Annotated in this window: 24 protein-coding genes; 7 read left to right on the top strand and 17 right to left on the bottom strand. The window is 45.9% G+C overall.

Going from position 1 to position 24,643, the window contains the following annotated elements; translation table 11 throughout:
* Window positions 1-8: 8 nt before the first annotated feature.
* The 4 genes from qhpG to AM1_RS22735 form a co-directional block, all read right to left on the bottom strand.
* Window positions 9-1,430: a flavin-dependent monooxygenase QhpG gene (gene qhpG / locus AM1_RS22750; protein WP_012165261.1), complete on the bottom strand. Its 1,422-nt coding sequence runs from the start codon at window positions 1,428-1,430 to the stop codon at window positions 9-11.
* Between the two features lie 8 nt (window positions 1,431-1,438).
* On the bottom strand, window positions 1,439-2,851 hold the full coding sequence (locus AM1_RS22745; RefSeq protein WP_148215803.1) for a radical SAM/SPASM domain-containing protein: 1,413 nt from the start codon (window positions 2,849-2,851) through the stop codon (window positions 1,439-1,441).
* 59 nt (window positions 2,852-2,910) lie between these two features.
* Complete coding sequence (locus tag AM1_RS22740; protein WP_012165259.1) at window positions 2,911-4,116, bottom strand: LodA/GoxA family CTQ-dependent oxidase; 1,206 nt, start codon at window positions 4,114-4,116, stop codon at window positions 2,911-2,913.
* 71 nt (window positions 4,117-4,187) lie between these two features.
* A complete protein-coding gene (locus AM1_RS22735) occupies window positions 4,188-5,231 on the bottom strand; it encodes a ferritin-like domain-containing protein (protein WP_012165258.1) in 1,044 nt (347 codons plus the stop codon).
* A gap of 634 nt (window positions 5,232-5,865) precedes the next feature.
* Here AM1_RS22735 and AM1_RS44025 point away from each other — a divergent pair.
* Window positions 5,866-6,000 carry a hypothetical protein gene (locus AM1_RS44025; RefSeq protein WP_012165256.1) on the top strand — a complete coding sequence of 45 codons (135 nt, stop codon included), beginning with the start codon at window positions 5,866-5,868 and terminating at the stop codon, window positions 5,998-6,000.
* Window positions 6,001-6,068: 68 nt separating this feature from the next.
* Here AM1_RS44025 and AM1_RS22730 read toward each other — a convergent pair whose 3' ends face one another.
* Window positions 6,069-6,545, bottom strand: coding sequence for a hypothetical protein (locus tag AM1_RS22730; protein ID WP_012165255.1), 477 nt, complete (start codon window positions 6,543-6,545; stop codon window positions 6,069-6,071).
* Between the two features lie 138 nt (window positions 6,546-6,683).
* Here AM1_RS22730 and AM1_RS22725 point away from each other — a divergent pair, with 138 nt between their 5' ends.
* Entirely contained in the window at window positions 6,684-7,181 is a 498-nt protein-coding gene (locus AM1_RS22725; RefSeq protein WP_012165254.1) for a DUF4112 domain-containing protein, read from the top strand.
* A 53-nt stretch (window positions 7,182-7,234) separates the two neighbouring features.
* Here AM1_RS22725 and AM1_RS22720 read toward each other — a convergent pair whose 3' ends face one another.
* Window positions 7,235-9,352, bottom strand: coding sequence for a hypothetical protein (locus AM1_RS22720; protein ID WP_012165253.1), 2,118 nt, complete (start codon window positions 9,350-9,352; stop codon window positions 7,235-7,237).
* A gap of 225 nt (window positions 9,353-9,577) precedes the next feature.
* Here AM1_RS22720 and AM1_RS22715 point away from each other — a divergent pair, with 225 nt between their 5' ends.
* A complete protein-coding gene (locus tag AM1_RS22715; protein WP_012165252.1) occupies window positions 9,578-10,348 on the top strand; it encodes a nucleoside phosphorylase in 771 nt (256 codons plus the stop codon).
* 90 nt (window positions 10,349-10,438) lie between these two features.
* On the opposite strand, the gene ubiG is transcribed toward AM1_RS22715, so the two are convergent.
* From ubiG to AM1_RS22685, 6 genes are all read right to left on the bottom strand, one after another.
* Window positions 10,439-11,173, bottom strand: a complete 735-nt coding sequence (gene ubiG, locus AM1_RS22710; RefSeq protein WP_012165250.1) for a bifunctional 2-polyprenyl-6-hydroxyphenol methylase/3-demethylubiquinol 3-O-methyltransferase UbiG — start codon at window positions 11,171-11,173, stop codon at window positions 10,439-10,441.
* 56 nt (window positions 11,174-11,229) lie between these two features.
* Entirely contained in the window at window positions 11,230-11,931 is a 702-nt protein-coding gene (locus AM1_RS22705; protein ID WP_012165249.1) for a DUF547 domain-containing protein, read from the bottom strand.
* Between the two features lie 45 nt (window positions 11,932-11,976).
* A complete protein-coding gene (locus AM1_RS43285) occupies window positions 11,977-12,579 on the bottom strand; it encodes a transposase (protein ID WP_049783824.1) in 603 nt (200 codons plus the stop codon).
* 109 nt (window positions 12,580-12,688) lie between these two features.
* On the bottom strand, window positions 12,689-13,225 hold the full coding sequence (locus tag AM1_RS22695) for a helix-turn-helix domain-containing protein (protein ID WP_049783712.1): 537 nt from the start codon (window positions 13,223-13,225) through the stop codon (window positions 12,689-12,691).
* Window positions 13,226-13,542: 317 nt separating this feature from the next.
* Window positions 13,543-13,698, bottom strand: a complete 156-nt coding sequence (locus AM1_RS22690; protein ID WP_012165247.1) for a high light inducible protein — start codon at window positions 13,696-13,698, stop codon at window positions 13,543-13,545.
* A gap of 337 nt (window positions 13,699-14,035) precedes the next feature.
* Window positions 14,036-15,190, bottom strand: coding sequence for an ISAs1-like element ISAcma2 family transposase (locus tag AM1_RS22685; RefSeq protein WP_012165245.1), 1,155 nt, complete (start codon window positions 15,188-15,190; stop codon window positions 14,036-14,038).
* Window positions 15,191-15,392: 202 nt separating this feature from the next.
* On the opposite strand from AM1_RS22685, the gene AM1_RS22680 reads away from it, so the two are divergent.
* From AM1_RS22680 to AM1_RS22665, 4 genes are all read left to right on the top strand, one after another.
* Window positions 15,393-15,575 (top strand): CsbD family protein, encoded by a 183-nt coding sequence (locus tag AM1_RS22680; RefSeq protein WP_010481357.1) that lies wholly within the window; start codon window positions 15,393-15,395, stop codon window positions 15,573-15,575.
* Window positions 15,576-15,929: 354 nt separating this feature from the next.
* Complete coding sequence (locus tag AM1_RS22675) at window positions 15,930-16,934, top strand: YihY/virulence factor BrkB family protein (protein WP_012165243.1); 1,005 nt, start codon at window positions 15,930-15,932, stop codon at window positions 16,932-16,934.
* A gap of 48 nt (window positions 16,935-16,982) precedes the next feature.
* Window positions 16,983-18,116 (top strand): TIGR00341 family protein, encoded by a 1,134-nt coding sequence (locus AM1_RS22670; RefSeq protein WP_238549046.1) that lies wholly within the window; start codon window positions 16,983-16,985, stop codon window positions 18,114-18,116.
* A gap of 37 nt (window positions 18,117-18,153) precedes the next feature.
* On the top strand, window positions 18,154-20,970 hold the full coding sequence (locus tag AM1_RS22665; protein ID WP_238549045.1) for an MFS transporter: 2,817 nt from the start codon (window positions 18,154-18,156) through the stop codon (window positions 20,968-20,970).
* Between the two features lie 2 nt (window positions 20,971-20,972).
* Here the strand turns inward: AM1_RS22665 and AM1_RS22660 are convergent, their stop codons facing one another.
* The 5 genes from AM1_RS22660 to AM1_RS22640 form a co-directional block, all read right to left on the bottom strand.
* On the bottom strand, window positions 20,973-21,437 hold the full coding sequence (locus AM1_RS22660) for a hypothetical protein (RefSeq protein ID WP_012165240.1): 465 nt from the start codon (window positions 21,435-21,437) through the stop codon (window positions 20,973-20,975).
* 78 nt (window positions 21,438-21,515) lie between these two features.
* On the bottom strand, window positions 21,516-21,767 hold the full coding sequence (locus tag AM1_RS22655; protein ID WP_012165239.1) for a hypothetical protein: 252 nt from the start codon (window positions 21,765-21,767) through the stop codon (window positions 21,516-21,518).
* Window positions 21,768-21,851: 84 nt separating this feature from the next.
* The gene (locus AM1_RS22650; RefSeq protein WP_012165238.1) at window positions 21,852-22,229 is read right to left on the bottom strand and encodes a hypothetical protein; all 378 of its coding nucleotides are present in this window, start codon (window positions 22,227-22,229) and stop codon (window positions 21,852-21,854) included.
* A gap of 22 nt (window positions 22,230-22,251) precedes the next feature.
* On the bottom strand, window positions 22,252-22,461 hold the full coding sequence (locus AM1_RS22645) for a hypothetical protein (RefSeq protein WP_148215802.1): 210 nt from the start codon (window positions 22,459-22,461) through the stop codon (window positions 22,252-22,254).
* 168 nt (window positions 22,462-22,629) lie between these two features.
* Window positions 22,630-24,366, bottom strand: a complete 1,737-nt coding sequence (locus AM1_RS22640; RefSeq protein ID WP_012165236.1) for a PAS domain S-box protein — start codon at window positions 24,364-24,366, stop codon at window positions 22,630-22,632.
* Window positions 24,367-24,643: the final 277 nt, after the last annotated feature.

The following is a 24,643-nucleotide window of genomic DNA, read 5'->3' as shown; positions in this document are numbered from 1 at the left end:
AGTATCAATCATAGATGAAAAGGAACAATGATTTTACGAATCCAAAGCCAAGCCATAATATTATAGCTAAGCTCAACTGGCAAATTCTTCGACCAAACCTGTAAGATATCTTGTATTGTTGTCCCTGGACTAACTTTTCTCAACAAAGGTACTATTTCCACTCCACCAACAAATGCTATTGGACGAGATAACATATCATGATATAAAGCATGCTTAGAGATAATTCTATTTCCTTCGATTATGGGTGTAGAGTTCATATATGCATGATCTGATAGTTGAATTTTACAATTACCATCGAAACTTTTTGTCTTAAGAATAGGAGCTAATTGACCTTCAGGAAAAGTAGCCCTCTGATGCCAAAATAGTTTATTACGAACAGCAGCGACTTGTTGATAAAAACTAGCCGTTTTTGTTATGTATTCGTTTCTTTTTTCTTTTTGGCGAGCATTATAAAAGGAAATTGCCAATTCTGTATCTTCAGGATATTTGAGAAAAGTATTGATGATAATTGCAGCTTGCAAGCCTGAAGCTACTGCTGACTGAATACCTTGAGAAGATAATGGGTCTAAACATAAGCAGGCATCTCCAATTCGAATAAAGCTGTCTCCTATAGGGTTCTCTGCATACCGAGTTGATGCATCACATATTTTTACTTTACCCTCAATACCTTTGATAAATTTAGCAGGGAACAATCTGAATCGATTCAGTAACTTGTGATATATATTTTCAATTCCTTGTTTTGAGTTTAGAGATAAGCAACTGGGATCAAGAAAAACTGCAGTAACTGCTTTGTTCTGACTTAAAGGTGCATACCAAAACCACTCACTTTCTCCCGCTTCAATACGTGCTTCAATTGTCTGAAAATTTGTGCCTTTCCAATAGGCATACAAAGCTAGAAGAGGAGCTGATGCTAGAATCCGGCGTCCGGGAACTAGACTTCGCCCACCAGATGCATCAACTACTATTTTAGATAGTATCGTTCTTTGCATTCCATCTTGACGGATGCGAATCTGCCATTTCTGAGTCTTGATCCTTTCCGGACGAAATGCATGAGCTGGTTGATGGACTTCAACTCCATTCTCTTTGGCATTCTGCAAAAGTAATTGATCGAATTGGCCACGATCCACATGGAATCCAGGCTGCTCATGTTGATTTTTATATATAGGAAAAGTCTCTGACCACCAAACAATTGTGCGCTCGTGGAGGAGAAATCCCGTATTTTCAACAGACTCTCGTACTCCTATACAATCTAATAAAGGCAAAGTACTGGGAAGTAGTGAAGCCCCAATATGGTTAGGTCGAGGGAACTTTTGGGATTCAATTATGCATACTTTATATCCTAACGATGCCAAACGATGGGATACTACTGAGCCTGCAGGACCACCACCGATCACACAGACATCAAAAGTGGTTTGGTCCTTGGTTCCCATTTCGATAGCTATCCAGAAACAGATTGGTTGTTCAAAATCTGATCCAGGAGTGAAGGATTAATCTTAAGAAGCTTGACATATACGCCTAAACAGTAATGCAACCAACCGCGAATGTAATCGCAGGCAGGTCGACCTCTGTAAATTGATTCATGATGACAACCGCCTCCACACAAGTATCGTGCCCAGCAAGCCTTGCATGGTTCCTGAGTATGCACATTTCTGGCCGCCAGCCAATTCTCTTGCTTAGCAGGATCAACACCATCTACGATATTTCCCATTGAACCTTGAGCATCATCAACAAATCGATGACAAGCATACAAGTCTCCCTTTGAAGAAACACCCAAATAGGCTCCTCCTGCGCCACAGGGGTAAGCGTCACATCTATAATGATGTATTCGTTGAAGCGTGTTCAGTATATTTGCAAAGGGATAGATCTTGTGATCTTCAAAATTCTGCTCAAATTTTTGGCCACACTCTATCATTTGATTTAGCAGCACTTCAAATTCAAATTCTCCCATTTGATGTAGGCCAGTTGGTGATTTCAGAACTGGAGAGAACATGACATTATCAAAGCCGAGTGAAACGAGTTTGTCCAGAGTCTCTTCCAAACACAAGTTTTCAGGTGTCACTGTAACTCTTGCGGATACTCGACAACGTCGGTGAGGAATATCTAATAAAAGTTTTACTTTTTCTATGACCGTTTTGTAACTTCCCTTTCCTGATTTAAATGGTCTTAGGAAATCATGTTTTTCTTGATTTCCATCAATGCTAATCGTGACAGAAAAGCCATGATTATTAAAAAACTCTGCATCTTCAACAGTCAACAATGTTCCATTCGTTGTCAATGAGAAGTTTGTCTTAATTCCCACTGAAGAAGCTTTGGCAATAGTGTATTCTGTTGTTTTCTGCAAAACAGAACGATTGGCTAAAGGTTCTCCTCCTAAATAGGCTAAGGAAACTGTTTCTCCAGATTCTGTTCCTTTCAACAAGAGATCAATAGAATTCCTCGCGACCTCAAAAGACATACTACCTTCATTGCCACCAAAGCTACCTTGATGGGCATAGCAGTAGGTGCAACCAAGATTACATTTTTGAGCTATGGCTAGAGAGAGTGCATGAATTGGAATAGATTTAGGTGGAGCCTCAGGAGGAACTGAATTCAGATGTATTCCCTTTGCCGATAATACTTGATGCACTCTTTCTACTTCACCAAATTCCATCCATCGATCGAGCATCTCAGCGTAAATATCATCGATTTCATATATTGAACCTTGCTCAATAGATAGCAGCATAGAATGCTCTTCTGCTCGAAACAGATGTACATTCGGCATCTTTAACTTAGAGGAGTATTGGGACATGATTTGTATCATTGCCTGATTACAATCAATGATTAGTATCGAAGGAGAATCAGTTGCAATCACCTATCCATGGCCTAAGAAAGATTCTCCAGTAAAGGATTAGCAACTGATTGATTCTAAGCTTAGATATCATCTCCTGGATCACGTTCTGTTTCTACTTTTCGACTTTCTCTCAAACGAACGATACCAACTTTATCTACTCCTATATTAAATTCTTCACCTGTTCGCAATTCTTCAGCTGATGAAGATGTATCAGAATATTGCTTTCTGAAAACACGAACTTCTGTTGAAGCGTCCTCATCCAAGAAGGCGTTTGGTGGCAAATGTTCTACCCAATAGCCCACACAAGCTGTAAAATCACCTTGCCATGAAGAACATAAACCACTAGTCAACTGTCCTGGTACTGCTCCACGAGGCTCTAACTTGTTTTGTTTATTCTTGTAGAGAATTCTTACTTCTCGAGGATCAATCCTAGGATCATCTTGACTTCTATAAACAAGATTTCTAATATCTAAAACTTCACCACGCCCACCTAATGAAACTTCATATCCAGGAGCAAAATCAGCACTTCCAGTTTTAAGAGCTTCTTCATCAATTTCACGTGCAGTCTGATTATGTATATTGTCAACAGGTGGCAACTCTCTTTTCAGTGGAATATCTAAAGCATCCTTTAGATATTCATTTAGTGTATATCCTTCATTTGTATCAGGAGAGAAGTCTTGTGGAGCAACTATGATACATGCAGGTAGAACTTCAATTTGTCCAGCCCCATCTATAGTGAGGTTCACTGATACTGAACCATCACAACTTGTGTCAGCAACTTGTGCAGATAATGCAGGATAAGGCTCAATTTCAACACCAGATGATTTCCTATAGACACCACCTTTTGGAGGGATGAACACGCCTTCACGTGTAATTTGGCCTAAAGGTATTGCAGAGCCTTCATCAAAGTCTGGTAACGAACCAACAAGTTGTCCACTATTTGCATCGTTTGATGTGGCCTCAGCAGAGATGACAAACTCATTGCCGCTTAATGGGGTACCTTCCAATCTAGCAATCTTTCGATTTGCTACCTTAGCAGACCAAATTGCTGTAATACCGAGATCACTCATGACCTGAGGTGTCAACTCTCCAAGACCGACATTATTTTCTCCATAGACAAAAATTCTAAATTGAACAGCCTGCCTCTTTATTAAGCCACCTGATTTGTAATTTCCTGGATCATTTCCGAAAATATAGAAATCGTCATTATTAGATACTCTAGCAATACCAATTGCAGGATGAATCTTGCAAATTTCAACATTGCTAAAATCGCTCGGGAAAGCCATTATTTTCTCCTATTCTGATTGCATTATTTGTGTTGTTGACATCTAGAATAATTGCGAAAAATATGCATTTCTCACTCTTCAATAAATTCAAAGGTAAGCCCGCATTTCATGTTTGTCCTTGGATCAGTCCTAGAAACAACATCTCGTGCAAATCTTCTAAGTCCTCCCATCAGGAAAACTGATTCACCTATTTCTTCTGGTTTACCATTGAAGGCCTCTTGTAAGACTCGTAGAATATTTGAATAAGCTAGGTTAAATTGATCGACTCTCCTGCGTTCTTCTGAACCGTCTGGATAGTTAGCTGCTTTTTGGTTACTAGGAAAGTCCCAGACTTCTGAGGGATCGAAGCGAATCTCTCGACCTGTGTAAGGATACCCTTCTTCTTCTTCTTCTGCATCTGGATCAAGCTGGCGGCCTTCAAAAATTGCCTCAAATTGATAATAATGAGCTGGCTCATCTTCATCATCGAAGGGTAGTCTAGTTGTCCCTTCACCCTCTTTAATAATCCACTCAAGAGATCTAATTGCTGTATCACTATTTGTAATTGGAAAGAGCTGACTAATGGGAAATCCCGCACCCATGACAACCTGTAATTCAGGATCGCCAGTAAAAATATCATCTCCAAGTTCACTTATTTTATTTATGATCTCCCGATAGAAGTCGCCAATTGTTACGAGATCAGAACTTGAAGCCCCAGTTGAGGTAGAATCATTTTCTTCGAAAATAGGATTCTCCGGTTGCTCAATTTCCATAAACTTATTCTTTACTAAGTCTTTGGAGAATCTTTCTAACCCAACCTCTAATCCACCAATGATGCCCATCGGTAATGTAGTTGGATACTTTGGAATAAATTCCGGAATAGAAATTTGTGGGGATCCACCAATCGCATTAAGTATATTTGCAACAATTGCCATATGCAACATTTCTTCTGCAGCAATGTTAGCTATGATTCGCCTTATTTCGCTGTTTGCAGGTTTCAGACTATATGCTGCAGTTAAGTATGGTGGAATAGTTGAATGCTCAAGCTGGATCGCATTTTGCAAAAGAGAGTATAAGTCAGCAGCTTGTGAAACATTTTTTACTGCATCTATATATTTGGGCTCAAGATATAGCATATTTTTAGTTGACTATTAAGTGCAAAATCTTTGGCGCAGCGCTTACTCAAATTTCCCTTCTTGTGTTTACAGCAATCCACTTGATTGGTTCATCCGTATCTAGATATAGCTCTACAGCAAAATTACTTATGCAATAAATTAGAGTCCTTTGTTATGAGCTGGTTGCATCCCTCATCTCCTAGCAACCATGTCATCAGGGGCGCGAACAGAAATTTAAAGCGCTTACACAATACTTATTCCTGAGCATCGCGCTGCATGATGTTTATTAGACTAGAACCCAGAGTTAGTAGGGGATAAATGCTATTGATAATCGAATAATTTGGCAAAATTCACTCTCAGAAGTATAACTAACAGAATCCTCAACACCAACGCAGCATCTAATTGGGCTTCTATCTATATAGAAGCCTATAAGTAAAGAATCAGAATAAAAATGCTTTTTTGTGCTCTTTGGTGTTGTTTTGGTTATTAAGTTTATTTAAAAATGTGCTCAAGATAATGCAAGATAAATAGATAACTTCTTCAAAACTGCCAAAGAAGTATTTATATACCCATGAGTGGGACTTCAATTTAGAAGAAATTCAAATATCCTTGATCTGGATTCTACGGTGAACAAGACCGCAACGTGCCCATAAAAATGATTAGGCAACTGACAGAGAGTCTAACCACCACTCAACTCATCACCTACCCACAGGAAGGACGTATTTCTCTGAGCATCAATCAATTCGCGACGATTGCCGCATCCCTGATGGGTGAAGAAGTTTCTCGTTAACAACGGCCAGTCGCCTTGCCAGCAGACCCAGGATGATTGAGGCGCAATACTCGGTACCTATCCAGCCTTTACTTAGATTGCAAAGCCCGATCTAAAATAGCTCTTGCCGATTCAGCTCGTTTCCGGGTTTCCTGATATTGAATATTGGCTTGAGCAAATTTTTTCAGCACTTTAAACCCTTCTTTCAACTGCAAAACGTCTTCTTCTGAAATGGGTTCATCCGAGAATAGTAAATCGACAATTGCCCGAGTTTTCAAGGCCTGTTGTTGCAACTCCTGCATCTTCAACTTGAGAGAGGCAAGGAGATTTAAGATTTGCACCGCTTGAGCAACTTCATCTTCCTGGGGAGACGGCTTAGTTGGAACCGTCGTCTGGACTTCAATGAAGTCATTGGGACTAAAGCCTTGATTGAGGGAGGTTTTAAGTTTTCCACTATCCATCAAGTCCATCAGTTGATTCATAGCTTTTTCGCGAGCCTTTTTGGAGTCCTTACCAGGAATCTTGATCACTGCTTCTGGGTCTTCTTTCAGGGTGTATTGGACCATGCCGATTCAATTCCTTTAATAGTATATATGTACTATTTTACTAGAAAAAGTATAAATTAGGGAAAGAAATACGGTCTCCAAGCAGGAATATGGCAATGCAGCCAATTCAGTGATAAAGCAGCATAGCAAGCGAGCAACATGTCCGAATCTAAATCCCTAAATTCTGCATCACAGCCAATGGCAGATAAAGTCCAGCGGCTTCATCGTCTGGCCTTTTTGCTAGACAACTCCATCTCTATTCCGGGTACCAAACTCCGTTTTGGACTAGACCCGATCTTGGGCCTTCTAGGAATTGCGGGGGGGAGTGGTGATGTTGTTGGCGGTGCGGTTGGAGCCTATATTGTCTACCAAGCGGCTCAGATGGGAATCCCCAAGGATGTGGTTTGGCAAATGGTGGTGAATATTCTGCTCGACTCTTTGGTGGGGATTGTGCCGGGGATAGGTGACTTCCTCGACTTTACCTGGAAAGCCAACACCCGCAATATGGCTTTAGTAGATCAACACCTGACCGTGTCATCCCCCCCTAAGAAAGGTAATCCTCTCTTTGTATTGGGAATTACCCTACTGACTGTGCTTATCGTTCTAGGATGCGCTTTCTTGACGTTGCTGTTGATCAAAACAATTTTTCAGCTTTAGAACAAAAGACTGGGGTGGGACTCCGAAGATTGAATGCCTCTAGCAATCTCCGGTTAATAATCTCCACCCCCACTGCCACTACCATAATCGCTGCCGCTACTACCGTAGTCACTACCACTAAAACTACTAAAATCCGATCCACTACTTGAGTTCCAAGAGCTATCGTCAGACCAGAGAGAGCTGCTTGAAGATGATTCCCGCTGTTGTTCGTCCTCTGCTCGTGAGACAGAATATTCAAGTGCATCGATTCTGCTCTCCAGACTGTCCAGAGATGATGAATTCCAAGCCAGGGTGCCAAACTCTACCTGATGCCGACTTTGCAACGCTTGGTTGCGGCGCTGAATGCTTTCTAGCTGCCTCTCCAGCATTCGTTTCTTTTCCTGAAGTCTCACTGGATAGTCAACAATTCGGGTAAGGGTCATCATCCAATCTTTTTCTAGAGTGCGAGTCTGCTCTAGTCGCTTGAGAGCATCACTAAAATACTTCTGTTGATAAGCCTGAATAAATTGAGCGTGGTTCTGGGGAAACTGCTCGTTCTTCACGGCTAAGGCTTTTTCCACATTTGCTTCATATCGCAGGTATGGCTCATGGGGGAAGTGGGTCTTTACTTGCTCAAGGGCTGTCGAAGCTTGTGCAATTTTTTCTGCCAGTTTCTTGCCAGAAAAATTCTGGTGGGTCACCTTCTCGCATTTTCTCTTATCCATGACGGCTTGTTGAATACGAGATGCCAGTCGATCTAGCATTTCAATTGCTTTCTTTTGGTTCTCTACTGAATTCACGATTTGCGAGGATGTGAATTCTAGTTCAGTCTGTTGAATCAGTTGCCCATATTCGCTTACCCAGTTCTCAAACCCATGAGATGAATTCACAAAGGCCCCTTGATGGAGTCCATAACGATTAAGTTCTGGAATATGCTTGTCTAAAATTTCTTCTGGACGCTTCAGTAGGACTGTGAATATATCTTTCTGGGATAGTTCCAAATAGCTTTGTTGAATAGAGAGCAGTTCGCTCAAAGCCGATTTTATGGATTGCCATTGATCGTTTAGGCCACTTTTAAGCTCATCAGCCATCAACGTTTGGGCAATATCGATCCCTCCACGTAAACTGGCGAGAACCACTGGGACTTTGTTGTTTTCAACGATCACACTGTCTTTCGTTAGAGTGTAGATCGCTTGACGAGACTTCCCTTTGTTTAACAAGGCTTGAGCTTGGGTGACTAATTCGCTGGCAACCGATGACCAGGCCATAAATTCTGCTAAGCGATGCACTAGTAGGTCAAACTTGGCCTTGAGCATCTCATCAATGTCTAAGGGGAGTGCCTGGAGTTTCGGTAGCTCATTATTTTCTACCTCTAAATAAAGATTTGAGGTATTTTGGCAGAGGGTTGACCATTCATTAATTAGCTTTTGAGCCTTGGCTTTCCGCCGCCGTCCATTCATCAGGATGAAGCCAATTCCACCCATACCTCCCACAAATGGGAGCGCATTGACGAATGCTTGCAACCAGGACTGAAGATTTTGGTTAAACTGCTCCCGTTCTTGGGCAGCAACCCGCTCCTGCTCTTGCCGGGCTTTAGCAGCTCTTTGACGCCGGACCTGTGTTTCTCGGTAGGATGTAACTTGATTTTCAATATTGGTGACGATATCTATCATTGCCCCTTCAGGATCGGCAGGCATATTGGCTTTTAACGCCGGAATGACCAGTCCAGTGGGACTGGAGAGCCGTGCTGGAAGCACACCTGCTTCCCGACCAGCTTTACCCGCATTAACTCCTACTGAGCCTTTATAGACACTCACACGCTTACGAACCCAGAAGATGACAACATAGTTCTCTCGGGGAAAGCCTGGGCGAGTGGTCCAGATTGACAACAGCTCATCGACTTTTGCCACTCCCAAGGGCTTACCTGAAGGGATAGGCTCATTACCTTGTTGGGCCGCCACCACAAAATAGCGCAGACCTTCTTTGGATTCCTGGGAGAGCTGAGTCTCCAATTTGGGAGAGAACTGGAAGGGGGCAATAGGATGCCCTGACAAAGCTGGATCAACATAGACTGATTTGCCCGGATCAAACTCCGGCATCCAGGTTGACGCTGCGATCGCAGGGGTGTATTGAGACAGCAAAATCAATGTAGCCGACGTTAGCGGAAGAACTTTGATGCTGATACTCAACATAGGTGTCTTCTTAATTGCTAGGGAGTAGGTTGTGAATACCTGAGATTGGATCTTGAGCTGGCCCCCCTCATCTCTAGTGATACCACCTCGAACAAAACGTTACTTCCATAGAGGTGCATCACTTCAGAACTATCTCCAAAAGTCGTTATCTCTGCTAAAGTCCATTAGGTATGAATTGAATACCCCCAGGTCTTTTGGATTTATTCCCCCAACTCATCATATGAAATGGGCTCAACACTGTACCACATTGGTTTTAACCGGGATGACCTTGGTAGCAATCCCCCAACATTGGCTTTATTATCGGGCGATCCTCAACGCGCCTATCAAATTGCCGACCAATATTTAGAAAATGTGCAGCGACTATCAGAAAATCGTGGTCTGCATAGCTATTGGGGAGTCTTACCCAACGGATGTCCCATATTATCTGCAACGAGCGGAATGGGTGCCCCTTCCTTGAGTATTGTCGTTAATGAATTAGTCCAAATTGGCATCAAGAAAATTATTCGCATCGGCACCTGTGGTTCCATCCAAGACCATGTCAAAACAGGCAGTATCGTTATTTCTCAGGCCGCACTCTGTCGCCAAGGAGCTGCCAACGATATTGCACCCATCGAATATCCGGCCTCTGCTGATCCATTTCTGACTGTCGCCTTAGTTCAAGCCGCCAAAGAACTAGAACTCACCCATCATCTGGGGATTACGGCATCGGTAGATACGTTTTATGAAGGCCAAGAACGAACCGATTCTGCAAACCCAACTCTGCTGCGTTCTCTGCAAAACATCACAGAAGAATACCGAGCATTAAACATCCTCAACTACGAAATGGAAGCAGGCACCTTATTCAAAATGGCGGGTGTCTATCATTTTGCTGCGGCTTGTGTCTGCGGTGTCTTAGCCCAGAGAACACGACATGAACAGATAGATCTCGACCATAAAGATTTGGCAATTGATAGCGCGATTAGAGTCGCGATTTTAACTGCCCAGAACTGTGAATAATGATGGAGGGATTTACAACTAAAGACCCTACCCCAGCCTTCAACTTCTCTTGAACATTCCAGCTGGCATCGGCCAATTAACGTTCCATCACTAACTCATCTGAGCCGCACCGATGTACATGACTCCAGTGTTGTCATCGAATTGAACCCGAAACTCCCCCGTCTTTAGAAAGTGAATCAAGTTGGATATCTGGGCTAGAGGTGTTCGGCCAAATAGATCAAATCCCTGGAGGGTAACTTGTGAAAACCCAACATGCACCAACTGTTGATGCAAGTCTTCTGGGGGAACAAACTGATGCCAATCATGAATTCCCCGAGGAATTTGTCGCAGTACATCTTCTAGTAGCCAGATCATCAGCCAGCGAGACTGCCAAGTACGGTTGATGGTATCAAAGCAGAATAGCCCTCCTGGACCTATTACTCGGCTAATTTCTGTCACCGTAGTGGCAACACTCTTGACATGTTCCAACACATCCACACAAACCACGACGTCAAAGCAATCATTTCCGAATGGCAGGGTTTCTCCCATGCCAACGTGGTAGTCAATGGTCAACCCCATCTGTTCAGCATGGCGTTTTGCCGCTTCAATGCAGGCAGCAGACGGATCAATTCCAGTCACCGTTGCTCCTCGCTGGGCCAAAAATTCACAGGTATATCCACCCCCACAGCCCACATCTAAAACTTTAAGTCCATTCCAATCCTGGATAAACCGATCAAAATACTGAAACCGCAGGGGATTCAGCTTACTCAGGGGGAAGATGGTTGCGGTCTCATTCCACCACTGGTCAGCTTGTTGGTCGTAAAAGGCGAGGTTGTTGCGCTCCATACTCTCTGTCGATCAGGTCCTTAATCGTATTCGATCTTGAACCCAGCCGAGCACCGTTACGAAGATAGGCATTGATTGAGATCCCAACTATAGGGTAGATAAACCAGGGTCACATCAGGGGGGAGCGGGTCTTTGAAATAGCGGCCAATATAAGTTGGCATGGAGTCCGCCACGGTAAGGAAATCAGTTTTGTACCATTTGAAAATCTTGCTGCAGTAAAGGGTTTGACTTGCAGCGTCGTAACGAACTTTGTCTGGGTTGTTGATAAACCGTTCACAGTCGTCTTCCAGTTGAGCAGTCAGTCTGTCTGGGATATAAGCTTCTGCTCGTAACAACGGACAGCCAACGGAGGCACAAACTAAGGCAAAGTGTATGCGTGGCTCGGGATATTGCTGGCGGAGAATCTTGTGCTCAATGGTATTGAGGCTCAGGGATTGGCCGTTGAGGGTAAAGATCGTTTGGGTGAAGAACCGCAGAAAGGTGAGCCAGTTGGGAATACCCAACACCTGAGGTCGAATGGAGTCGATGGGGTACTGGTGGAGCACCTGGCGGATGGTGAGGGCGTTATATAGATTTAGGAGAAAGGCGATTGCTTGTTGTCTATCTAACCCCTGCAGATCTACGTTCCTCACATTCGTTAACCACTGTTCAAGTTCTGCGAGGGAGTTCTGTTTCCAGGAGTCATAGGCGATCTGGCCTTGGTCATTGACATACTTCCGCAGCAGGTTGTCCCAGGTAGCCAAATTCAGTTGGGTCATGGGTTATGAGTGTCCTAGTGCAGAGATCTGTAAATAGTTCATCAGCTATAGTCGAGGTTGGAATCCCTTAAATTGCCATTGGAAAGGTTTGGCCATCGTGTGATTGAAATACTCAATAAATTCGAGGATGCGCTGTTGCAAATCATCCTTGGAGGTGAAATTGCCTCGACGAATCAATCGACGCACCAAAATACTAAACCAGCATTCAATCTGATTGAGCCAGGAGGTATGTTTGGGGATATAAACAAATCGGATCCGATGGCTGGGGTCGCTCAAGAAAGCTGTGCGAGTCTCCATCGATTTGAGAATACCGGATTGACCTTTAACACCTAACTCTGAATCCATACCGCAACAAGCAGCAACCCATCGCACCAAGGAAGCAGAGCGATGGGTATTGAGTTGGTCGAGTAGAAAAATCCATCCATCGTCCGGTGCTGTTTCAACGGTATTGGCAATATGATTGGCAAAGTCAAACTCTTTTCGAGTGGGTCCGATAGAAGGCGCAATCACCTTTCCCAGAGCCACGTGCCAGTTGGCAATCAAACTGAGGGTACCGTGCCGTTTATATTCAAATTCCAAGCGACGTGGTTGCCCTGGTTTCATGGCTTGGTCTAGGTATAGTCGTTCAAGCGCTTGAATGCCCGTCATTTCATCCGTACTGACAAGGTGAATCTGTTGAGCTGCCAATTCAGCTGCTGAGTCATACAGTTGACAAATCTGACGCACTTTCGCCTCGAACACCTCTGGGTCCTCAGGGTTAGCATTGAGCCAATAGCGACTCCGATGGGGCTGCAGCTGAGCCTCTCCCCAAAAAACGTCTCACACTGCTGGCCGACAGGTGAGGGACGATGCCGCGTTTAATCGCTTCATCAGCAATCTCTTCAGGTGTCCATTGACTCACAGGTCGGGCTGAGTCCTGGGGAGATTCACAGGCAATAGCCACAATTTGGATCACCTGCTCTGGGGTAAAGGTGGGTGGGACACCTGGACGCGGGGCATCTGTTAAAGCCTCCAACACTTGCTGGTGCAATTCTGTTTCGCTGTCGTCTACCTGCTCACAAAGGGCAAGACGCTCTTGATTATCAAGCCAGCGCTGACGCCAATAGCGAACTTGGTTGCGGTCGAGTTGCCATTGACGGCTAATCTGGGTGTTACTTTCGCCTGAGGCGGCTGATAGGATGATGCTTGCTCGACGTACCAAGCGATAAGGATTGGTGGTTTGTCGCACGATTTGGGTCAAACAATGGTGTTGTTGCTGCGATAGTTCGATTGGAGAAGCTTTGGGAGTTGGCATTGGCAGAAATCATATCTTGTGAAGAGGGTTTCTCTGACACTATCCGATTGATGACCAATCTTGTATAACTGCCGGATTATCTTCAAAATCTAGGACTAGTTAGGCGGGGCAGTCAGCAGTGGCGGATCTAACAGGTTTACGGCAACGCTGTTGTGAGGACATTATCGGTGTTCTCAAATGATTGAGGGTATGAGTGATGCGATCGCACCCACAATACCAGCACAGTTACAGAAAAAGACCCCAGCTCAAAACCGGGGTCTTATAACAAGGAAGAAGAAATTAAGGACTATTAGCGACCGTTTGCCGCCAATAAAAAATTAATTAACGAAGAACCAAGCAGAAAGCTGGCCTAGGATTCCTTTTCCAGTTAAAACTTCAGTGACTAAAGCAATGAAAAATCCATACATTGCTAGGCGACCGCTGAAAGTCTCTGCGTAGCTGGTAAACCCCCAAACTGGATTCTTAGTACTCATGTGTTTGACTCCGTAAAAAATGCTTGTATAAATTAATGTAACACAATGTAAAGTTTTGTCAACCCTTCTCACACTTTTCTTTAGCTCAACCATTTCTTAATGGCATTGATCACAGTGGTATTAAGCCTCAAACCCTTTGAGCATGGGCTACTCACTCCAACTACAAAATTTTTTCTCAATGGCTTTAATTGCATTGAGGCCAACCAGAGCTTTTGGGCAACCAGGAGGACCAATCTCACTACATAAAGCGGTAATCCGAACTCCCATCGCCTAGCGATCAAACATGAGCTTTAAGCCATACATGATGGATCTCTGCAGGGCGACCGCACATAGTTCTTCATGAAGCAGGTATTCCCTTGGCAGCAGCGCTGAGGATCTTGACCAGGTAGTCATCATCCCAACCTGCCTTGAGCCGTTTTGCCTTAACCCCACATTTAGCCGTTGACTCTTGCTGCAACAAATTAGCAGCAATATGACGAATGACGGATAAGTTTTGAGCACTGTATCCCTGACAGGCACGCAGTTTATCTTCACGAAATCCCACATCCAAAATCCAGTGCAACTGGTTTTCAATCCCCCAATGAGAGCGCACAGCATCGGCAAACCGTTGTGCATCACTCTCAATGCTCAAAAGGTAATAGCGCCGCTGAAGTGTGCCTGGGTGTCCTGGCTGACGACGACACGATTCAACGCACCCAATCGACTTCAATTGAGCCCAACGCTCAGCCCCCAGTAAGTAATCGGTTTGCCCCATTGTCCAATAGGTGCGATGCTCAATTCGCCCATGCCCTTTCTCGACGGTTTGATAGCTATCATGCTCAATCCCCTGAAATTGAGTCTGACAAGCATGGTCAAACAGTTGCACCACATCGTTATATAAATCACCTTGATTGCCTTTGAGGGCCAACACATAATCCCCTTGGCCCTCAATAATCGTCTCGGCAATCGCGGTTTGACAGCCCATCGCGTCAATACTGACCAAAGCTCCTTCAAGCTCTAGGATTTTCAGTAATTCAGGGATAGCCGTAATCTCATTAGATTTCTCCTCAACGGTGCGTTGACCTAAAACGAGACGATTGTGACTGGCCCATGCACTGACCATGTGAATCAAGCTGCGCTGCTCACCGGTTGCAATCGCGCCCCGCAGCGTCTTACCGTCAATGGCAATCAGTGCTCCTGCGCTCAGATGATAGATGGCTTGAGTCCAATTGAGAAAGCACTGCTGCAATTGTTGAGGTTTCAATCTGGCAAAGACCCACTCGAAGGTGTCATGGGAGGGAATACCGTTTGGCAATGCTATCCATTGCTTTAACCACTGGGCTTTGGAACAACCATAGTTGGCCACTTCCACCCAATTATCTGCTCCACAAAGGACAGCGCATAGGGTGATGAAGATGATATCTTCTAGCGAATACTCTATGCGGTGGGCTGCTCTCGGGTCGTCTAAGTCGCTGAAGTGTTCAATAATTGAGGCAAAGGGAGAGGATGTCATGGCTTGCTGAGCGTTGCTTTTGAGGCATTATCCTCCACCTCTTCCTAATTCGAATGCTTTGTTAACTTCTATGTGCGGTCGCCCTGTGGATCTCTGTCTTTTGATAGACCCATCAAACTATCTTGCGGTAGAGCCTGGACCAGTGGACCGATTGATAGATTATTGATGTCGCCAAAACTACTGACAATAAAGGAGTTTAGCCATGAGTATTGAAGATAGAATTGACGCCACGGTCAAAAACCTTGAGGGGAAAGGCCAGGAAATGATGGGAGAACTCACCGGCAACCCTCAAGATCGCGAAGAAGGTCGAGCCAAGCAGGCTGAAGCCGAGACTCAACATGCCGTTGAGAATATTAAGGATGACATTAAGCAAGCCATTGACTAGCCATGGTGGATAACCATTTTCACGCCTGTGTCTCTGGATGCTAGGTAGTCTCAGGCTACCTAGCCTTTTTATATCCCTATCTGAATTTCTCCCCCCTTCAACCCGCTTGTTGCAATTGATGGCTCAGAGCCTCCGCGACAGCAGGCCCAGGGGTTTACCCAGGGGCTTTTGGGTATGGGGATGATTTTAATTTTGGGAATTATGGGTGTGGTGACTTGGCAACAGCTTGATTTTGGGAATATTCTTGCCCAAGCAAGCACCGTTACTCATCCCAAGGGATAACCATTTAGCTCCAGCCTATTGTTAAAACTCTCCCTTGCTCCAATCGTCGTCAACTCTTGCAGGAGACACAGCATGCCCTTTGATAACGTCTTTTGGTTGCTTAAAGTAACCGGGCTAGAGTGGCAGAGAGATAAAGCCTCTCGGTTGGCAGCGGCCTTGGCCTACTACACGGCTTTTTCCCTCGCCCCAGTGTTAGTGATTGTGATCGCGATCGCAAGTTTGGCATTTAACCAAAGCACCGTCCAAGGGCAAGTGATGGCGCAATTCAAAGAATGGTTAGGCCCCGATGGTGCCGCCATTATCCGGGTGATGGTGCGGGGAACCTACCTACAAGGATCTGGAATGAGAGATACCTTAGGGAGTTTGGTTTTACTGTTTGTCGGCTCCACTGGACTCTTCACCAACCTCAAAGATGCCTTGAATTCCATTTGGAAAATTCAGCCTGCACCAGATCGGGGGTGGAAAGGATTTGTGCGGGATCGGTTCTTTGCCTTTGTCATGGTACTCGGCGTTGGGCTGGTTTTAATCCTGATCTTAGGACTCAGCACCTGGCTAACGGCGGTCAGTAATAGTGCTAGTACCTATGTCAGCTCTTGGATCCATGTGGGGCGAATCCTAGATTCAGTATTTTCCTTAAGCATCATCACCTTTATCGTCGCCTTAATTTACAAGTATTTGCCTGATGTCGAGATTCAATGGAGTGATGTCTGGATTGGCTCGTTCCTTACATCTCTACTGTTTTCTATAGGGAAGTTTTTGATTAGCCTCTACTTGAGTCGAAACAGTCTCAGTTCCACCTACGGAGCAGCAGGGTCCCTCGCCGTCGTTTTACTGTGGGTCAATTATTCAGCACAGATTTTCTTTTTTGGCGCAGAGCTAACCAAGGTCTATACCAATCGCTTTGGCTCCCAGATTCGCCCCGCCCATTATGCGACCGCCCTCCAAGATCCCGTCACTCTGCCGGAATCCTCTCAACCCAACGCTCAAAAAGCGGCCTCATCTTCAGGTAACTCCCCCATCCAGCAATTGCCGCAGTGGTTGAAAAAAATATTTCATCGCAACGCCCCTCGCTCCTAGACTCACCCGTGGAGCCATGTCCAACAACCGTTAACGGATCCTCGATCCATGACTAAACTGATGACTAAGCTCCGCACCTACTTCAGCAAAAGCCGTCGAGGCTTACATTCAGCTCAAAAAGAAGTCGCTGAGCTGTGGCACCAAAACAGTGGCGATTGGAGCTGGGCTGCCGAAAAGCCCCGACCCGTTGCCGCCGTCAATCGGAGTTTATGGAAAAGCTCCGTGCCTTCCCTCAGCTTCTATGCCATGTTGGGTTTGTCCAGCGTTATTGCCACCCTAGGACTACTCTCAGGTAGCGCTGCAGTGATTATTGGAGCCATGATTATAGCCCCTTTGATGGGGTCTATTATTGGTATCGCCTATGCGATTGTGATGGGCAATCGTCGCCTCCTCAAGCGGTCTGCCCTGACCACATTTAAGGGAATCTTGCTGTCCATCCTAGCGGCAACCCTGATTACGCTGCTGTTTGGATTAACTCAAACCAATTCAGAAATCTTGGCTCGGGTTCGTCCCACCCTGATTGATCTGGGGGTTGCGCTTGCGGCTGGCGCTGCAGGGGCTTTTGCTATTTCTCGTCGTCAAGTTGAGAATGCTTTATCCGGAGTTGCTATCTCTGTAGCTCTTGTTCCCCCTTTAAGCGTGATCGGCATCGGTATTGCCTGGTGGAATGCTCGTGTCGCATTGGGGGCCAGCATTCTGTTTGCCACCAACCTGACGGGTATTATCTTCAGTGGGGCACTGGTCTTTCTCTGGCAACAGTACGGTTCCCTTGAGCGAGCAAAGAAGGGCTTATTTGCAGGGTTTCTAGCCCTGTTTCTGCTCGGTATTCCGTTGGGTTTGTCGCTGCGAAATATCTTGGTAGAAGAGCATGTACATCGACAGGTGGCTGCCCTCCTGCGTCGGCAGACCCTAACCTTTGCCGATACGGAAATCAAAAATATTGAGGTTCAGCCTCAGCTAAACGGCCTGCGGGTGGAATTAGAGGTAGCAGCTAAAGCAGACTCCATTTCCCAATACCAAGTCCGACTGGTGAGACAATTTTTGATAGAACAGTTAGGACAGCCCATTCAATTAAAAGTACGGGTCGTCCCGACAGAAATTTTTGAGGAAATATCCCATACTGCGAGTGACTCCCAAGTCGTTCATTCCACCAATAGACATCATTCTTCAACAGGGTTTTAAGAATTTGCCCCTATCAGCTCAATCTTTCTAGGACCGAATGTTTCAGGACTATGCATTCTCTGGGAGGGCCATGATCAGTACCGTCAACAGAGCCTTGCTAAATTCTCGTCTAGACTCTGCCACTATACTCTCCGGTGGACAGATTATCGTTGTTGTTTTAGCGGGTCTTTTATTCGGACTCGCTTTCCAGTTATTGCTGGCTAATTTTGGTATTGCCATTGGGTTATCCATATTTAACCTGAAACCCAACCCCCCAACTTCAGATAAGCCACCAGAACCTGAAGACGCTAGCTTTGGTAGTGTTGCGCTGATCGGTGTCGCAGCAGGCTTGGCCATTATGCTCTCCATTGATGGAGTGTTATTTGCGGCTTGTTATTTAGCAGTCAAACTCAGTCAGGTAAGCGATCCATGGCTAGGGGCAATTTTAGGGGGCTTAGTTTGGGCCGTTTATCTGATTCTGCTCACTTGGTTGAGCACATCAGCAGTGGGGACTATCGCCGATACGGTCTTGGGGTTTACTCGCGCAGGATTACGACGACTGTTTGCAGCCGTCGGCCAACTCTTCAATCCCACATCATCAGACACAAGCTCTGCTGATGAAGATCCAGACGTGATAGGACATTCTAAGCTAATCCAGGCTTTGGAGGACATGGACTTCTCTCCTGTATTTGAGAGCACTCTAGCTAAGCTGAAGTCTGAAACCCCCTCTAAAGCAACCCATCTCTCGCAAATTGCAGAAGAGGTGATTGCCAATACGACAGAAAATCACACGATCGATTTGGGGCAGATCGTAGAAGAGTTGCAAAATCGGCTAAACCTCCCTCAGCCCATACTGGAAGAACTTCAGCAGCAGCTTCAAAAGCTAACTCAAGAGGTGGGAAACGACCCACACCCAGTTCCAGAACACCCTCAGCAATCGGCCCCTGTCACAGATCTCAAAAACTTTCTGCAAACGGCAGATCCATCGGACTTACAATCCGAATCCTTATCCACGCAACTCGCCCCCTTAGAAACCTCCCATTCCTGGAGCACGTTACAGGATATTGATTTCAAAGGGCTACTTCGCACTGCTCTCCGACGAGTTGATTTATCGGACTGGGACGTACAGCGAATTTGGCAGGTCCTGCAATCGACTCAGCAAAAACTGACGGGTTCATCTGAGTCCAAGCAACCGATCAATATTATCCAGTTGGACGTTGAAGACTACCTATTAAACACACCCCCATGGAATCTGCAGCCGGACATTATTGAGGTTGACTTCAAAGATATTCTTTATGACCCTGCAGCGGATCCATCACTTGTTCACCAACAGCTAATTCTCCTCACCCCCGATCAGATCCAGGAATTCCTCCAGCAACGGCAGGATTTACCTGATCATCAACTGGCTAAAATTGCCAACGTGCTTAATCGGGTGCGCCTCAATATCTTGGATCAAGTACAGCCTTCTTCAGACCTGAAGCCGCCTGAACGGGAGCACCTCCATCAGATCCAACAAAAACTGGAGTCTTATTGCCGCTACACCACCCTGAGCAAATTGAGTCCAGAGGGGATTGAACAGAAACTGAAATCCTTAATTGAAGAGATTCCCATTCCAACTCCAATGCTGGCTTCCTATCCGCCAGACCTTGACGCTCTGCAAAAAATCTTGAAACGGCGTAAAGGTCTCCAACCCAAGAAACGAAAAGCACTATTAGCTGCAATCTCTGAAAACTGGCAACATCTTTTACCCGATTCGATTCAGCCAGCTCCACCATCTATTCACAAACGACTTAAGACCATCATTGCTGAGCAGTTGCAAGGGCCGGATGTTCAGTCCATAACCTTAGAAGACCTCAAGCCTCAACTGATGCAACTGATCGATCAACCGACATCTGGTTTAACTGTGTTCAACCAATATCTGGGACAACTGGACTGGATGTCACTGGCTCAGGAGTTACAAGACGAGTACGATCTTACCCCCCAAAATCTGAACTCAATCCTGGCGACCCTGCAAGAAGAATGGCAGCAGATTGCCAAATTTCCTCGCCGTTGGGCTCGTCGGACGCAACGCACTGCTCAAGATTGGCAAGGTCAGCTCCAACGCTATCTCAAATATCAGGATCGCGCTGCGCTTACAAAGATTGAATCTATAGAACAAGACTTGAAGTGCCTTTTAGAGGAAGTCAATATGGGAAGTTCATCACCAAACCCATTCCCCCAGCTTCCTTGCCAGTCTGAAATCATTGCTCTACTCCAGGAGCGGAAAGATTTAACGGCTGCAGAAATGGAACAAATTTCATTGCAGCTTGCTTTAACTTGGGAAAAGCTAGGAGAGGAAGCTCAATCTTTGCAGAAACAAGCCCAATCCTCTCTGGACACCGTAGCGACTAAGGTCCGAGAGATACTGAGTTCGCTTCCCTATGCAGGGTCGATTCAACTCCAGGAAACGCTAAGTGATGCCCTACCCCATATCGAGGTTTCTCAGATCGGGGACAGTCTTCAAGATTTTGCCCGAAAAGCACCCACTGAATTACTGACAGAATCCTCTTGGCAGCAGATTCGCGATCGCATCTCCGTACTGACCCAATCCACCTACCAACAAATCATCCATACCCGCGATGACTTAGAAGATACCGTCAAACACCAACTGTCTGAACAGGCTGAAGCACTCCAGCAGCAACTCTTAGACCAAGTCGATCAACTGCAAACCGAGCTGCAACAGCAGGCCCGTGAATTGAAACAAGACACCCAACGTCAGGCCGATAAAGTTCGTCAGTCCGCTGCGATCGCAGCTTGGTGGCTATTTGCCATTGCTCTCACCTCTGGCATAACTTCAGCCCTATCGGGCTACTGGGCCGTAAGGGGGTTTCGGTAGGCTTACTGCAGTAGCGCTGCAGGAATCGGTTGCCATCGGGCTGGGAGTTGCTGTTGTCGATTAACCACAGCTTGTTTACAAGTCGCTAGCATCCGTTGGTCATTTGGGCTCAGCCGATCCAGCTGATGCAAGGGAGACAGATTGATATTGATCGGGGTCTGTGACCTCTGCATCGAGGCTAACATTACCCCGGTTACCGCCTCTGATTGTGGGTCGAGGTTACCGACAAAGCATCGAAATTCTGAGCGGGGATAGTAGGAGGCTCCAACGACGGTGTTTCCATACTGCTCGAACACCACATACCCCTGTTTAAGTTGGTTGGGCTTCTGAGACTGTCCGTAGAGGTGAGATTCCGCCTGCACTGATGGCTGAACGGCTAGACCGGGCATGGCTTGAAAACTGAAGCCTAAGCCCACAGCCAGTAACGGGGGTAAATATTTTAGGGGGGAGGATTGCAAAAAATTCATAAAAAGCGGCTGAAACAATTGCTATAAAAATCGGCATGAGTATTGAGCAGGTCAATCAAGCAAAGACCTGGCACTCAGCTACAGGCTAGTAGGTGTTTCTGGGGCAATCTCGATTCCAGAAATCACTTTTGCCGGATGTGGATCAGACACTAAATCTTGGAGTTCATCGATATCAACGCCAATACTCTGGCAGGCGTCTTGAACCGCATTTAGAAATTGCGTCGGGTCACCATAACCACATTGTTTCGCTGCAAATTTAGTACCTTTCTTGGCATTGGCCTTGGCACAGTTAATTAATTCAATACCGGTTAGTGGGGATGAGGCGGCCATCATATTTCTCCTAAAGGACAACAGTGAGATCTCTTCCCAAATGCATGGGAACAGTCAAATTTATTCAGTGAATGGAATGTGAGATTAAGCGACAGTCTGTACAGGGATGCCAAGCATGGCTTGCACATCTACTTCAGATAGATAGAACCATCGCTGCTCAGGATTGGCGAGCACCATCCCCTCTCGCGTGTTTTGAATCGGGATTTTGCGATATTCCCCCAGTAGATTCAAGGGCTCTGGGGTCTGAATCAACCAGCAGGTGCGATCCGGATCGAGGTGATAATCTCGGGTAACGCCGGTTGAGATCGCATCCAATCGCTTAATCGCTAATGTCTCGTCTTCCTGGGATGAATTCTGAATCATCACAACATCAAAATTAGGCTGACGATAAATCGTCAAAATACAGGTTGAAGGCTGTTGATCAATGCCGATAAATGGATAAGTTACCTGTTCAAAATGCATGAAACGCTATATCTCTAATCCGTTACAACTGGCTGCAGATAGTGGGAATAACGAGGCTAGGAGTGGGGAATGCTTGGGCGACCGGTGCAATCTCAACGGCAATGTTTCGATGCTTATAGATGTATTCACCACAATCTGCTAAGTCATCCAACCCCAGACAAGTCAATCCAACCTCTGAAATCACCCAAATGATGATGGAGAGCAATAGTCTCCTCCACCGAATATCAGTCATTCCAAAAATAAGTTGGATTCCTGCCAACACCTAGATTTAACTCCCTTTATACTGCTGCCCTTCCAGGCTAGGGAATTCTGCCTAGCATTCCATCTGGCAAGAGAAGGAGTTTGCTTCTGCACGGCATCTACCGAAAGAAGTAGACATCGACGGCTACCCTCTCACCCTTCAAACCGAAGCATCAGCCGTGGGTTCAAATGCAATACCAACACACGCATCTGGTAAGGGAAAAGCCCGCAAGCACAGAACTCGTGTTGCTCCGGTTGGTAGCAAAATACTGGCATTGCCCATGGTGCGGGGTTGCTGACTCCGAATCACTTGCAAAAGTGCCAACAAGTTGTTGGGATGATTTTGGACATAATCGGGGAAAACAGCACCAATCAGATCCCCTATTTTGTCCTGCAGTTCCATTTCTAGCAGCCGCTCTGCTGCTGGGTTAGCCATGAGCAACTCAAAGGATTCAATAGAGGTTAAATCGGTCGAATGCCAAACCAGGAAACCCACTTGAATATTGTTGACAATTTTTTCGTAGAGTTCAGTTTCTGCTTGGGCAACTTGGGCCTGCTGACGGGCCGTCTGTTCTTGGGCCGCTAATGCTTCGTTTTGGTGATTGGCCTCCGCTAACTGGGAGTCTTGGGTGTTGACGCGAGACTCTAATGCCCGGTTCATTTCAGCCAGCTTTTGTTCTGCCAGTTTCTGAGGGGTTATATCCTGGTGCAATCCCAACATGCGGATCGGTTGTCCATCTGCATCCCTTTGGGTCTGACCTCGGGCGAGAATCCACTTATACGTACCATCCTTGCACCGCATCCGAAACTCTGATTGGTACAAGGGTTCTTCTTGTTTAAAGTGCGCTTCCAACGCTGCCGCTGCATCCTCTAAATCATCCGGGTGTACTAAGGATCGCCAGCCTTCAAAGCTGTTCTCTACCTCATGGGCTTCATAACCTAAGGTCTGCTTCCAGGGTAGGGAGAGAAACGCTTTATTGGTGACGAGACTCCAATCAAAAATACCGTCACCAGCCCCTTGCAACGCCAACTGCCAGCGTTCTTCACTTTCTTGTAATTCCTGTTCAGCCTTTTTCCGTTCGGTGATATCCTGCAGAATCACCACGGCCCCCAAGGTTTGGCCATCTTTCGCAATGATGGGATCTCCACTCGCCAGCACCGTATGGGGTGGTCCCTGAGCAGGCTTAATCATCACCTCGGCATTTTGCACCGACTCCCCTAACAGCGCTTGATACAAAGGGTTTTCATCCCGTTCGAGAACGGTGATGCCATCTGGTCGGTACAACTGATAGTAATCCGCCCATTGTTCCGCCGGAATTTGACGAAAGGGTTTTTGATGGATTTCCTGGGTGGCCCGATTAGTAAGGGTCAAAACGCCTTGGGAATCACAGGCCACAATGCCATTGGAGAGGTTATCTAAAACGGCCGCCAAGAAATGTTGACCATAATCCAACTCAGGTGACGCCGGTTCCAACTCATCAACCAACTGCATTGTCCCCACCCAACCAATCGGCTGTGCTTGTTCATCTTGCAGGGGTTCCCCCATGACAAGAACCCGACTAAACGTCCCCCCTGTCTGAACCACATTCAGATAAAGAGTAAAAGGCTGCTGTTGTTGGCAGAACGTCTGCCACTGTTGCCGACTTAACGCTACTTCTTGTTCTGCCACCCTATCCCAAAATGCCTCTCCCAGGGAGAGTTGGGAGGAGTATCCGGTAAAAGTTTGCCACCGAGCACTCAAGGAAATAATGCTTCCTTGGCTATCTGCTTGCCAGACCACAACCGGCAAAGCATCTAGGATTTGCTGGGGCTGGACGGGCTGAGTCTGAGCGCTATTCTGGCCGGGCTGTGATCGGCCTGGAGACGGAGAGGGCGGGACTTGAGAATCGGAGTTCATGGTATTGGCGAAGCGCTAGTTAAAATTCTCCATCCAAACCCTTCAGCCTCTAAGAAATTACCTGATAATTCTTTAGCTTCTAGGACCAATTGGTAACATTGAGTAACACAATAAAGCCTCCATCCCTAGGGGCATAAAGCTGAAGTGATATTGTCAGAGTGACGATATAATTTCCCCCAATTCATAACACTAAGAAAATGGAAATTTTTCCGTAAACTTGCATATTCAATCCGATTTATCGAGTCTTTACCCATTAAAACCAGCCTCAAGAGACCCT

The sequence above is a fragment of the Acaryochloris marina MBIC11017 genome (assembly GCF_000018105.1).
Taxonomy (GTDB): Bacteria; Cyanobacteriota; Cyanobacteriia; order Thermosynechococcales; family Thermosynechococcaceae; genus Acaryochloris; species Acaryochloris marina.
This window is presented reverse-complemented; position numbering and strand designations above follow the sequence as displayed.